This window comes from Bradyrhizobium viridifuturi (assembly GCF_001238275.1).
Classification (GTDB): domain Bacteria; phylum Pseudomonadota; class Alphaproteobacteria; order Rhizobiales; family Xanthobacteraceae; genus Bradyrhizobium; species Bradyrhizobium viridifuturi.
On sequence record NZ_LGTB01000044.1, the window covers coordinates 25,544 to 37,717 of the forward strand.

At 65.8% G+C, this 12,174-nt stretch carries 12 protein-coding genes, 1 tRNA gene and 2 pseudogenes; 11 read left to right on the forward strand and 4 right to left on the reverse strand.

The annotated features are described in order from the left end of the window. Positions 1–94 precede the first annotated feature (94 nt). From ALC15_RS32595 to ALC15_RS32605, 3 genes are all read left to right on the forward strand, one after another. Positions 95–2,110, forward strand: a complete 2,016-nt coding sequence (locus tag ALC15_RS32595) for an acetyl-CoA carboxylase biotin carboxylase subunit (protein WP_050630838.1) — start codon at positions 95–97, stop codon at positions 2,108–2,110. Positions 2,111–2,213: 103 nt separating this feature from the next. Beyond that, the gene (locus ALC15_RS32600; RefSeq protein WP_050630839.1) at positions 2,214–3,080 is read left to right on the forward strand and encodes an isocitrate lyase/PEP mutase family protein; all 867 of its coding nucleotides are present in this window, start codon (positions 2,214–2,216) and stop codon (positions 3,078–3,080) included. Next, entirely contained in the window at positions 3,077–3,376 is a 300-nt protein-coding gene (locus ALC15_RS32605; protein ID WP_050630840.1) for an acylphosphatase, read from the forward strand. The genes ALC15_RS32600 and ALC15_RS32605 overlap by 4 nt, the downstream gene beginning before the upstream one ends. Here the strand turns inward: ALC15_RS32605 and ALC15_RS32610 are convergent. Then, positions 3,373–4,185 carry a class I SAM-dependent methyltransferase gene (locus ALC15_RS32610; RefSeq protein WP_050630884.1) on the reverse strand — a complete coding sequence of 271 codons (813 nt, stop codon included), beginning with the start codon at positions 4,183–4,185 and terminating at the stop codon, positions 3,373–3,375. The two genes, ALC15_RS32605 and ALC15_RS32610, sit on opposite strands and share 4 nt — an antisense overlap. Positions 4,186–4,360: 175 nt before the next feature. On the opposite strand from ALC15_RS32610, the gene ALC15_RS32615 reads away from it, so the two are divergent. The 4 genes and pseudogenes from ALC15_RS32615 (at position 4,361) to ALC15_RS32630 (ending at position 7,479) form a co-directional block, all read left to right on the forward strand. After that, the gene (locus tag ALC15_RS32615; protein WP_050421614.1) at positions 4,361–4,918 is read left to right on the forward strand and encodes a GbsR/MarR family transcriptional regulator; all 558 of its coding nucleotides are present in this window, start codon (positions 4,361–4,363) and stop codon (positions 4,916–4,918) included. Between the two features lie 26 nt (positions 4,919–4,944). Next, on the forward strand, positions 4,945–5,610 hold the full coding sequence (locus tag ALC15_RS32620) for a DUF4166 domain-containing protein (RefSeq protein ID WP_050630841.1): 666 nt from the start codon (positions 4,945–4,947) through the stop codon (positions 5,608–5,610). Then, positions 5,607–7,042, forward strand: a pseudogene (locus ALC15_RS32625) (TIGR01777 family oxidoreductase). Before ALC15_RS32620 ends, ALC15_RS32625 begins: the two are co-directional and overlap by 4 nt. Positions 7,043–7,053: 11 nt before the next feature. Next, complete coding sequence (locus ALC15_RS32630; RefSeq protein WP_050630842.1) at positions 7,054–7,479, forward strand: hypothetical protein; 426 nt, start codon at positions 7,054–7,056, stop codon at positions 7,477–7,479. A gap of 18 nt (positions 7,480–7,497) precedes the next feature. Here the strand turns inward: ALC15_RS32630 and ALC15_RS32635 are convergent, their stop codons facing one another. Beyond that, entirely contained in the window at positions 7,498–8,355 is an 858-nt protein-coding gene (locus ALC15_RS32635; protein WP_050630885.1) for a LysR family transcriptional regulator, read from the reverse strand. Between the two features lie 115 nt (positions 8,356–8,470). On the opposite strand from ALC15_RS32635, the gene ALC15_RS32640 reads away from it, so the two are divergent. Continuing rightward, positions 8,471–8,896: a tautomerase family protein gene (locus ALC15_RS32640; protein ID WP_050630843.1), complete on the forward strand. Its 426-nt coding sequence runs from the start codon at positions 8,471–8,473 to the stop codon at positions 8,894–8,896. Between the two features lie 3 nt (positions 8,897–8,899). Here ALC15_RS32640 and lipB read toward each other — a convergent pair. Beyond that, positions 8,900–9,626 (reverse strand): annotated as a pseudogene (gene lipB / locus ALC15_RS32645) (lipoyl(octanoyl) transferase LipB). 60 nt (positions 9,627–9,686) lie between these two features. Between lipB and ALC15_RS32650 the strand changes: the two are divergent. The 3 genes from ALC15_RS32650 to ALC15_RS32660 all read left to right on the forward strand — a co-directional run bounded on the left by ALC15_RS32650 (position 9,687) and on the right by ALC15_RS32660 (position 10,735). Beyond that, positions 9,687–9,932, forward strand: a complete 246-nt coding sequence (locus tag ALC15_RS32650; protein WP_021080574.1) for a FliM/FliN family flagellar motor switch protein — start codon at positions 9,687–9,689, stop codon at positions 9,930–9,932. Positions 9,933–10,024: 92 nt separating this feature from the next. Continuing rightward, positions 10,025–10,109 (forward strand) — tRNA-Leu (locus ALC15_RS32655). Positions 10,110–10,360: 251 nt separating this feature from the next. Beyond that, the gene (locus ALC15_RS32660) at positions 10,361–10,735 is read left to right on the forward strand and encodes a hypothetical protein (RefSeq protein ID WP_050630844.1); all 375 of its coding nucleotides are present in this window, start codon (positions 10,361–10,363) and stop codon (positions 10,733–10,735) included. An 8-nt stretch (positions 10,736–10,743) separates the two neighbouring features. Here ALC15_RS32660 and ALC15_RS32665 read toward each other — a convergent pair whose 3' ends face one another. Then, complete coding sequence (locus ALC15_RS32665) at positions 10,744–12,117, reverse strand: polysaccharide deacetylase family protein (RefSeq protein ID WP_050630845.1); 1,374 nt, start codon at positions 12,115–12,117, stop codon at positions 10,744–10,746. Positions 12,118–12,174 lie beyond the last annotated feature (57 nt).

The window sequence follows — 12,174 nt, forward strand, 5'->3', positions numbered from 1 at the left end:
TACCAACGGAGTGGCCCGTGCCGGATTGCGCGGGGAGGAATCCTGCCAAAAGCCCAAATCCGAAGAAGCCAGTTTTAAGAAGCCCAAGAAGAGCATGTTCAAACGAATCCTGATCGCCAACCGCGGCGAGATTGCCTGCCGAGTCATCAAGACTGCGCGCCGTATGGGGATTGAGACGGTCGCCGTCTACTCCGAGGCCGACCGCGACGCGCTGCATGTCGAGATGGCCGATGACGCCGTGCTGATCGGGCCGCCTGCCGCGGCCGAGAGCTATCTCCTGATCGACAAGATCGTCGAGGCCTGTCGCAAGACTGGCGCGCAGGCCGTGCATCCCGGCTACGGCTTCCTGTCCGAGCGCGAGGCGTTTCCGCGTGCGCTGGAAGCCGCCGGTATCGTCTTCATCGGCCCGAATCCCGGCGCCATCGCCGCGATGGGCGACAAGATCGAATCCAAGAAGGCGGCTGCGAAGGCCAAGGTCTCGACCGTGCCGGGCCATCTCGGCGTCATCGAGGACGACAAGCACGCCGTCCAGATCGCCGACGAGATCGGCTACCCCGTGATGATCAAGGCTTCCGCCGGCGGCGGCGGCAAGGGCATGCGTATCGCGCATTCCAAGTCGGAGGTCGCCGAGGGCTTCAACCTCGCCAAGGCCGAGGCGAAGTCGTCGTTCGGCGACGACCGCGTCTTCATCGAGAAGTTCATCGTCGATCCCCGGCACATCGAGATCCAGGTGCTCGGCGACAAGCATGGCAACGTGATCTATCTCGGCGAGCGCGAGTGCTCGATCCAGCGCCGCAACCAGAAGGTCATCGAGGAGGCGCCGTCGCCGCTGCTCGACGAGCAGACCCGCCGCAAGATGGGCGAGCAGGCCGTCGCGCTGGCCAAGGCGGTCAACTACGATTCCGCCGGCACGGTGGAATTCGTCGCCGGCCAGGACAAGAGCTTCTACTTCCTGGAGATGAACACCCGCCTGCAGGTCGAGCATCCCGTCACCGAGCTGATCACCGGCGTCGACCTCGTCGAGCAGATGATCCGCGTCGCCGCCGGCGAGAAGCTTGCGCTGGCGCAGAAGGACGTCACGCTGACCGGCTGGGCGGTGGAATCCCGCGTCTATGCCGAGGATCCGTTCCGCAACTTCCTGCCGTCGATCGGCCGCCTGGTGAAATACCGTCCGCCGGCCGAAGCCAGCCATGACGGCATTACCATCCGCAACGACACCGGCGTGCAGGAAGGCGGCGAGATCTCGATCCACTACGATCCGATGATCGCCAAGCTCGTCACCCACGCGCCGTCGCGCGCCGCTGCGATTGAGGCACAGGCGACCGCGCTCGACGCCTTCTATGTCGACGGCATCAGGCACAACATCCCGTTCCTGTCGGCGCTGATGAACCATCCGCGCTGGCGCGAGGGCCGGCTCTCGACCGGCTTCATCGCGGAGGAATTCCCGAAAGGATTTTCCGCGCGTGTGCCCGAGGGCGAGATCGCGCGGCGGCTGGCCGCTGTCGGCGCCGCCATCGATCATGTGCTGGGCGAACGCAAGCGGCAGATCTCCGGCCAGATGGGCGGCCGCGTGGTGCAGCGCGAGCGCCGCCGCGCGGTGTGGCTCGATCGCGCCGAGATTGCGCTCGACGTCGCGCGTGAGGATGACGCCATCGCGGTGCGCTTCATCGGCACTGACGGGCTGCCCGGCAATCCGCACAATCTGGTGTCGAGCTGGGCGCCGGGCGAGCCGGTCTGGCAGGGCACCATCGACGGCAATTTCGTCGCCGTGCAGGTGCGGGCGATCAACAACGGCTTCCGCCTCGCGCATCAGGGCTTTGAGGTGCCGGTCTATGTCTTCACCGAGACCGAGGCGACCTCGGCGCGGCTGATGCCGGTGGTCTCGGCCGCCGACACCGGCAAGAAGCTGCTGTGCCCGATGCCCGGGCTCGTGGTGTCGATCGCGGTGACCGAGGGCCAGGAGGTCAAGGCCGGCGAGACGCTCGCGGTGGTCGAAGCCATGAAGATGCAGAACGTGCTGCGCGCCGAGCGCGACGGCACGGTGAAGAAGATCCACGCCGCCGCCGGCGCCACGCTCGCGGTCGATGCGCTGATCCTGGAGTTCGCGTAGCACCGTCATTCCGGGGCGCGCGGCACGCGCGAACCCGGAATATCGAGATTCCGGGTTCGATGCTTTGCATCGCCCCGGAATGACGTTGAGAAAGGGTGTCCTTATGGCCTTCCGCAAACGCCGCGAAGCGCTGCGATCCATCCTCAACGGATCGGGCTGTATTCGTCCGGGCTCGGTCTATGACGCGACCTCGATCCGGATTGCGGAGGACCTCGGCTTCGAGCTCGGCATGTTCGGAGGCTCGGTGGCCTCGCTCGCCGTGCTCGGCGATCCCGACATCGCGCTGATCACGCTCACCGAATTCGTCGAGCAGATACGCCGCATGTCGCGCGCGTCGACCCTGCCGGTGCTGGTCGATGCCGACCACGGCTACGGCAACGCGCTCAATGTCCGCCGCACGGTCCAGGAGGTGGAAGCCGCCGGTGCCGCCGGCCTCACCATCGAGGATACGCTGCTGCCGCAGGCGTTCGGCCAGGCCAAGACGCAGCTGATCTCGCTCGAGGAAGGCGTCGGCAAGATGAAGGCCGCGCTCGACGGGCGCAGCGATCCGTCGCTCGTCATTCTGGGCCGGACCGGCGCGGTCTCGATCACTGATCTCGATGATGCGGTCGCGCGCGCCAAGGCCTACGAGGCGGTCGGCGTCGATGGACTGTTCTTCACCGGCACCAAATCGCGTGCCGAGCTGGAGGCATTGTCGGCCGCGACCTCGCTGCCGATCGTGCTCGGCGGCGCGCCTGAGGAGATGGCCGCGCTGGACTATCTGGCTGGTCAGCGCGTCAGGATCGCGTTGCAGGGCCATGCGCCGTTCGCAGCCGCAACCCAGGCGGTCTATGAGACCCTGAAGGCACTGCGCGAAGGCACCTCGCCGAAGAACCTCAAGGGCATCGCGTCGTCCGATCTGACCAGCCGCGTGATGCGCGAAGCGGAGATCAAGACGCGCAGCGGCGAGTTTCTCGGCCTGAAGAAATGAGCGGCGTGATCCGCCACGTCACGATCACCGGACGCGTCCAGGGTGTCGGCTATCGCGCCTGGGTTCACGAACATGCGAACGCGCGCAGCCTCGAAGGCTGGGTCCGCAACCGCCGTGATGGCAGCGTCGAGGCCGTGTTCGCCGGCTCCGAAGACATTGTTGCCGACATGATCAAAGCGTGCGGGCGCGGCCCAATCTCGGCGCGCGTCGACCGCGTGCAGACCGATGACGGCACATCAGACCTTTTGAACCTGCGCGGGGCAGGCGAGCGGTTCGTATTCCTGCCGACGGTCTAGGCGGCCGAGATCACCAGCGCCTGAATCTTGCCGTCCAGAGGACCGTTGCCGAAGCGGTGCGCCAAGGCCTCCGCCACGCGCTGCGTTGCGGCCTCGAGCGCAGATTGACCCTGCGCCTCGATCTCGCCGCGCATCGGCGTGCCCTGGCAATAGGCGATGGCGACATCCTCCGGTGAAGCGGCGGGACTGCGAAGGGTGACCACCTCGATGGCGATGTCGCGAAAGCCTGCGGCGACCAGGTCGGCGCGAATGCGTGCCGGATCATGGTAACCGTGCGGTGTCCGCGCCATGAATTGCGGCGTGTTGCTTGGGAACACCTGGAACATCGTTTGCTGCATCACGTCGGCGAAATCATTCGCCTCGATCTTGTCCCAGACGTTGAAGAAGTACCGTCCGCCGGGCCTGGCCACACGCCGCGCTTCGGCGAAACCCTTGACGCGGTCGGGGAAGAACATCGCGCCGAACTGGCAGGCGACGATGTCGAAACTCGCGTCGGCAAACGGCAGCGACAGCGCGTCGGCCTGCTGCCATCGGATGTTCGGCTGGTCCGCGAGGCGCGTCTTCGCCTGCGCCAGCATCGGCTCGTTGAGGTCGGTCGCGGTAATATTTGTCTCGGGCAATTCCGTAGCCAGCACGGTGGTGACGGCCCCGGTGCCGGCTGCGATCTCCAGCAGGTCGCGCGGCCGATGGCCTTTGATGCGCTGCGCGAGGTCACTGGCGTACGGCGCAAAGATCATTGGCACCATCAGACGGTCGTAGAGCTGCGGGACCGATCCCGCGAATACCTTGTCGGAAAGGGGCGCCGTCATCATGCATTCCTTTGCAAAAAAGCAGATGGCCGTCCTGGCCGTCACGGACAGTAGCTGCCTCCGAAGTATGGACCAGCGGTTCGTCCGCGCCAACGCCTCGAATGGCGCCGTAACCCCCTCCGCGGCAGCGGTCGCGGCTCTTGACTTCTGCTCCGAATAATCTGATATTTCTGTCATGACAGAAATAACTGCCAAGAGAAAGCTTCCCGCCGTCGTCGAGCGCTTCATCCTGCATTGGGGTGACATGGGCGACGAGTGGGGCGTCAACCGCTCGGTCAGCCAGATCCACGGGCTCCTCTATCTCGCCGAGGCGCCGATGACGGCGGAGGACATTGCCGACACGCTCGGCATGGCGCGCTCCAACGTCTCCAACTCGATCAAGGAGCTGCTGTCCTGGGGCTTGATCCGGCGGGTGCCGATCCTCGGCGACCGTCGCGATCATTTCGAGGCCGAGACCGACATCTGGGAGGTCGCCGCCAAGATCGCGGCCGGGCGCAAGGAGCGCGAGATCGATCCCGCGCTTGCAGCGCTGCGCGCCTGCGTCTCCGACGCGGCCGACGATCCCGCGATCAGTCCGCTCGCCAGCAAGCGGCTGAAGGAGATGCTGACATTCACCGAGCTTGTCGACCGCTGGTACACGCAGATGCTGAACGTGCCGCGGCCGCGTTTGGTCGCGCTGATCAAGCTCGGCGAGAAGATCGTTAGTTTCCTGCCAACGGGCAGAGCCAAATAGGGGCATCGGCGTAACGGGAGTGTGCGATGACGTCAGCAAGGATATCCACCTTAAAGACAGCGCCGGCTTCCGATACCAAACTGCTCGACGATCATCGCTTCCGCGCGTTGCTGCCGGACGAGGATTGGGGCCGGCTGCCGGTCGCGATCTGGCGCCGCTTCTCGAAGCGGTTCGAGGACGGCAATACTGTCGTCTATGTCGGCGAGGTCGAGGAAGCCGCAAGCAGCCGCGCCGGCTGGTGGCTGGCACAAGCTGCGCGGCTGATTGGCGGGCCGCTTCCGACCGGAAGCGAGACGCGCGTGCCGATGATCGTCACGGTCACCGAGGACGCCGCCAGCGGCGGCCAGATCTGGACCCGCATCTGCGCGCGGCGCGACGGCTTCCCGCAGGTGATTCATTCCGCCAAGCGTTTTGCCGGGCCGACCGGACTTGAGGAGTATGTCGGCTTCGGCCTCAGCATGGCGCTGACGATCGCGGTCGAGCACGAGGCGCTGGTGTTTCGTAGCGTCGGCTATTCGCTGCAGCTCGGTCCATTCCGGCTGTTGCTGCCCGAATGGCTCACCCCCGGCGATCTCACCGTGACCCATTCCGATCTCGGCTGCGGCGACTTCCGCTTCACCTTGGAGATCATCCACCCGCGTTTCGGCCGGCTGATCCGTCAGTCCGCCGTGTTCAGGGAGGCTTCGTTATGACGCCGTTACTGTGGATCCTGGTCGCCATCCAGATCGCGATGGGCGCGTTCGATACCTTCTATCACCACGAATTCACCGAGCGGCTCGCATGGCGTCCCTCGCAGCGCCATGAGCTGCAGCTGCACAGCGTGCGCAACATGCTTTATGCGCTGCTGTTCCTGGTGCTCGGCTGGCTCGAGGTCCACGGCATTCTTGCGATCGCCATCATGGCCGTGCTGGTCGTCGAGGTCGTGATCACGCTGATGGACTTTGTCGAGGAGGATTTGAGCCGGAAGCTGCCGCCGAGCGAGCGGATCAATCACACGCTGCTGGCGATCAATTACGGCGCGATCCTCGTGCTGCTGGTGCCCGTGCTGATCGGCTGGGCGATGCTGCCGACTGCCGTCGCGCCGGCCTTTGCAGGGCTCCTGAGCCTGTTCGCGACGCCGCGGCCTTTGGAGCTGCGCTATTCGGCGCACGAGACTTTGCTGCGGCCACGCGCCTCGCACGGATGGCGAGCCGGCCGGCCGCGACGCTGGTCGAGAAGTTGCCAGCGGGGCAGACCGTGCTGGTGACCGGCGCGACCGGCTTCATCGGCAGCCGCCTGGTCGCAAGCCTCACCGCGTCGGGCCATCAGGTAATCGCGCTGATCCGCAATCCGGCGAAGGCCGAGATGCTGCCGCCACCGGTGACGTTGATCACGAGCCTCGATCAGTTGCCAGCCGAGACCAGGATCGACGCCATCGTCAATCTCGCGGGCGAGCCGATTGGCAACGGGCTTTGGACCGAGGCCAAGCGCCGCAGGATCATCGCCTCGCGGATCGATATGACGGCCGATGTCGTCAAGCTGATCGCGCGGCTCGAGCGCAAGCCGCAGGTCTTGGTGAGCGGCTCCGCGATCGGCTGGTACGGGCTTTGGCAGGACCAGGTGCTCACGGAGTCGGCGAAGTCCCATGCCTGCTTCAGTCACGAGCTGTGCGAGGCCTGGGAGAATGCGGCGAAGCCCACCGCCGACCACGGCGTGCGCGTGGCGTATTTGCGGATCGGCCTCGTGGTCGGTACCGATGGCGGCTTCATCACGCGGATGCTGACGCCGTTCGAATTCGGTCTCGGCGGGCCGCTCGGCTCCGGCAGGCAGTGGATGTCGTGGATCGAGCGCGACGATCTGGTGCGCCTGATCGCCCATGTGATCGCGAAGCCTGAGTTTTCGGGACCGGTCAACGCAACCGCGCCGATCCCGGTGACCAACACGAAATTCACCGAGGAGCTGGGACGTCGCCTGCACCGGCCCACGATCTTTCGCGTGCCGGCCGCGCTGCTCCGTGCCGTCGGCGGCGATTTCGCCAATGAGCTCTTGCTCGGCGGCCAGCGCGTGTTGCCAAACAAGGCGCTGAGCAACGGTTTCGTGTTCCGGCACGAGACGCTACGCAGCGCGTTCGACGCGATCTTGTAGAGGAGGGGCGTATGTCCAGCACGTGTTGTCGTTCAATCGGCGGCTGGCTCGCGGGCTGCGGCGCCGCGACCGCGGTTCTTTCCGGTGTCGTCCAGACCATTCTGATGATCACGTCGGGTGGCAACATAACGAGATTGTTGGGCGGCATCGTCGTGCTGCTGCTTCCGTCGGCCGTGGTCTTCGTCATCACCTGTCTGCTCACCGCAATTCCCGCGGCGTTGGTCGTCTGGCTCGCCGAGGAATTCCAGATCCGGGCTGCCGGCTTCTTCGCTTGCGCCGGCGCTGCAATCGGCGCGTTGAGCATCAGCGTGCTCGTTCGCTCGCCGGCCGTCTGGACTTCAGGGCTTGTTGGTCTGTTCATCGCGGCCGGATGTATCGCGGGCCTGACCTACTGGTTCGTCATGAGCGAACTGGCGGCCCGCGAGGACTCGATGTGACCCATGGTGTTGCTTGCACTATGTCGCGGCCGCCACGCTCCGAAACGTCGCAGCCAACGTCCGTAACGCCGCGAGCTTGGCGGGATCGCTGACCTTCGAATGCAGCATTACCTTTGACGCACCGAGCCGCGGGAGCTTGTGGGGTGTTCCGATATCGATCAAACCCGGCGGCGCGATGCGGCGGACGAGGGGTGCGACTGCAAGCCCTGCGAGCGCCGCTGCGACCACCGCGGTGACGCCGCCGCCGACGAAGCTTTCGGTCCAGGCGATGCCGGCCTTGTCGAGTGCGCGGACGGCCAATGCACGCACGCCGCATGGTGGCGCGAGTGTTGCCAGCGGCAAGGCATCGCCGCGCGGCCAGACGAAGCGCTTGGCGGCGAACCAGCCGAATTCATCCTCGGTCAGTTTCTCGCCGCCGCGCCGGCTGCCTTCCTGGCGCACGATGACCGCGTCGAGCTCGCCGGAATCGTAGTCATCGAGCATCTCGCGCGAGAAGCCGATGGTCACGGAGAGTGCTAGCTGCGAGGCCATCGCGTGCAGCCGCTCCAGCAGCGGCACCAGCTCGGGGCCGGCGGCGTGATCGCTGATCCCGAGCGTGAGTTGCTGCCGCGCCGGCTTCTCGCCCGACAATGCGCGATCATGCACCTCGATCAGCGCGCGGGCGTGCTGCAGGAAGGCGGCACCGTCGGCGGTCAGCCGCACCGCGCGCGGCGACCGCTCGACCAGCCGCTTGCCGAGCACGGTTTCGAGCCGCTGCAATTTCATGCTGATCGCCGCCTGCGTGGTGCCGAGCGCCTCGGCGGCGCGGGTGAAGCCCTGCAGCTCGGCGACGAGGAGGAAGGCCTGCACGGTATCGATGTCGAGCGTGGCGGTCATGATCAATGATCGTTATCATTACTATCCATATAGATAAGATACCAAGATGATACGCAAAGGTCTAGCTAGAGGAGGCGCGATTGACCCGCGCCCACCGAACTCAAGGAGACCGATCATGCCGCTCATCACCGTCACTTATGCAACCTCCCGCGAGAGGCCGTCGCTGAAGTCCGACATCGCGGGCGCCGTGTCGGAGCTGACCGCCGGGATTCTGCACAAGGACCCCAAGGTCACCGCCATTATCGTGAAGTCCGCAGATGCCGCCGACTGGTTCGCCGGCGGCAAGTCGCTCGCCGAGCAGGGGCTGGCAAGCTACTGGCTCGACGTCCATGTCAGCGAAGGCACCAACACCAAGGACGAGAAGGCGGCCTATCTCGCCGCGCTGTTCAAGCGGATGGGCGAGTTGCTCGGGCCGCTCCACACCGAGAGCTACGCTCATGTCGACGAAGTGAGGGGCGATGCCTACGGTTTCGGCGGCCTGACCCAGGAGCGCCGCTACATCGCCGGCAAGCTCGAAGTCGCGCCGCAGAAGGCGGCGTAGATCCTACGCCGTCGCTTCCGGCAGGCGCGCCGCGGTGTCGCCGAACACCTCGATAAACGCCTGCCGGAGCGCGAGGTCGACATCGGCCATCGTGACCGGCAGGCCGAGATCGACCAGCGAGGTGACTCCGTAGCGCGGATCGACCACGCCGCAGGGGACGATCGCCTGGAAGTGGGAGAGGTCGGGCTCGACATTAATCGCGATGCCGTGGAACGAGACCCAGCGGCGCAGCCGTACGCCGATCGCGGCGATCTTGTCCTCGTGGCCCGGCCCCTTGTCCGGGCGCTTCACCCAGACGCCGACGCGGTCTTCGCGGCGCTCACCGCGGACGTGAAGGCGGCGAGGGTGCGGATGATCCATTCTTCCAGTGAGGCGACATAGGCACGCACATCCGGCCGCCGCCGCTTGAGGTCGAGCATCACGTAAGCCACGCGCTGGCCCGGGCGTGATAGGTGACCTGGCCGCCGCGGCCGCTCTGGAAGGTCGGAAAGCGCGGGTCGAGCAGGTCGTCCGCCTTGCCGCTGGTGCCGGAAGTGTAGAGCGGCGGGTGCTCCAGCAGCCACACCAGTTCCGCTGCCTCGCCCGTGGCGATCGCGGCAACTCGTGCGTCCATCGCAGCGAGAGAATCGGGGTAGGGCACCGGACGATCCGAAATCCGCCATTCGACGGCTTCGCCGCCCGCAGGGCGCGCAAAGGTCGTCAAATCGAGGCTTTGGCGGTCGTTAACCATTAGCTAACCCTAACGTGGTCAGGTGAACCCACAATTTAGTTCCCGTTCGGCGGTTCAGAAGTGCCCACCCTCGATAAAGTCAGTGTTGATCTCATGGTGGTCCTTGGCACCACCACGATGCCGATTCACCAGGTGATGCGGCTCTCCCGCGGCGCCATCATCGAACTGGATGCCACCGAGGCCGACGAGGTCAAGATCCTCGCCAACAACCTGCCGGTGGCCAGTGGCGTGGTCCTGGTCGACCGCAACCGGATTGCGGTCGAGGTCAAGCAAATGCTGCCGAAATCTCCCGGGGTTCGCAGTTAATTCAAGCATCAAGCGGCTTGTCCCTGCATCCGTGATTTGTTACATGGCCCCGTCGATGCGGCGGCGCCTTAGGGTTCCATCCGACATCCTTAGCGCTCGTGGCGGAATTGGTAGACGCGCTGCCTTGAGGTGGCAGTGGGTAACACCGTGGGGGTTCGAGTCCCTCCGAGCGCACCACCCCTCAGCTGATCCTTGAAATCGCTGGATTTTTCGATGCAGGGCCGGTCGCCGGCGGTGCCGGTCCTATACTCGCCGGGCAGCTCCCGGCGAGGGCCGGCTGCGGCGCTGAGGTGCCGCTCGATGCGCTCCTGTAACACCGGTCAGATAGATTCGCGGTTGCGTGGCCTGCCGGTTCGGCGCCGCCGATCGGAGGGGCAGCCGCTTTTCCTCAGCGCGCCGCCGCAAGCCTGCCCCACCCGGAGCTCCCGATGATCTTTGCTAGCTACGCCTACCGTGCCGTCTCCAATTTCGTGTTCCTGGGGCTGGTCTATTTCACGCTGAACCTGCTGGAAAAATACGAGCAGCGCGCGACGGTCGCGATCCTGGTCCTGGTCTATGCGGTGATGCATGCGCTTTCCGGTCTGCGCTCGTTCTATTTCTTTCAGCGCATCGAGCGCCTCGAAGGCGAGACGCGGCGGCTGGCCGCAGCGGCCGGCGAGGGGCCCAATGCGAGCGCCTCGCGCAAGAAGATCGTCGCCGATGTCACCGAGCTCAGGCATGCCGGCGAGATCAAGTCCTACATCGACATCTTCTTCCTGGCGCTGGTGATCCTGCTCTGCGTCGCCAAGATCGTCGCCAGCTAGATCGCGCGCTAGTCCTGCACGCGCTTGCCGGCCGCCGAGGCTTCGGCGCGCGGGGTGCGCTTGGCGACGTGAATCGATGCGTTGCTTGCAGCTGGCGGCGCGACGTGCATGGGCCCGCCGCGGCCTTTGCCATGAGCCGCCGCAGGGATCTGATGCGCGGCTTGCTTCGGATGCCTCGCCTGCCGCGCCGAGATCGCCTGTGCGCGCGGTGTGCCGGCGGCTGGAGCAGCCGCGCGCTGCGCGAGGCGTCGATTCGTCGCCGAGCGGGCCGCGAGCAGGGTCAGGTCCAGCGCTTCGGGAACGCGAAACACGTCGGCCGCCGGGATCGGCAATGTCGAGACCGGCGCGAGCTGCGCGACCTGCGGCTGCGGCCATGCCGTGCGGACCGGCACGCCGATCCGGGCGCGCTGGGCATGGTCGAGGATGTCGGCGTCACGCCAATCCAGATCGGCAAAGACAGGTGCCGGCAGCATCCGCGTCGCGGTGAAGACGAAGTTGGGGATTCTCGGCCAGCGCGTGGTCGCCACCGTCTCGGTCGGCGGATGCATGAACCATTGCTGTGGCTCAGTTGGCGTCGCCGGACGGTCAGGTTTCGCCGGCACGACGTGGACGATGCGGTAGCCGCGCTCTTTCAGCGTGTTGAGGATGCGCGGCAGCGCCGCCACCGTGCGCGGCTGGATGTCGTGCAGCAGCAGGATGCCCTTGTGCTTGGCTTCGATGCGCTGGATCGCGAGGTCGTAGACCCGCTGCGGCGAGATGTGGCGCCAGTCGTCGGCCGGGAAGTCGGCGCTCCAGACCTGGATGCCCTGCGACGCCAGATAGGCTTCCGGGATCTCGGCGCGCATCAGGCCGGGAATCCGGAAGAACGGCGCGAGCTTGCTCTTGTCACCGTTGAGCGCGGCGAGCGTCGAGGCGATGCCGTCGTCGACCTCCTGCTTCACCCGCTCGAGCGGCATCTTGTTCATCGTCAGCGGATGGTTCTGGCTGTGCGTGCCGACGGTATGGCCAGCCGCGATCAGCTTGCGCACGCCCTCCGGATTGAACCGGGCCTGGGAGCCGATCGTGAAGAAGGTCGCCTTGACGCACTGGCTGGCGAGGATGGCCAGCACCTGGTTGCTGTATTTCGGCAACGGCCCGTCGTCGAAGGTCAGCACCACCTCGTGATCGGCGAGCGGCAGCGTCTCCGGATACTGCATGGTGCCGATCCGCGGATGCTCCTTGGGATCGACGACGATGGTCCGCGAGGTGCCGAGCGCGTTGGGGTTACCTGGGCAGTCCGCAGCTAGGGCGGCCTGCGGCGTCATGAAGGAGCAGCCCAGCAGTGCCGCGCCGATCACGGTCCGCGACCGCTTCTGGATCATCACCAGGACGTTTGCAATCATCGCATCTCGGCCGCATTCCAAACGCACTGACGAATCCTTAAGGGCGGCCCCATGAAT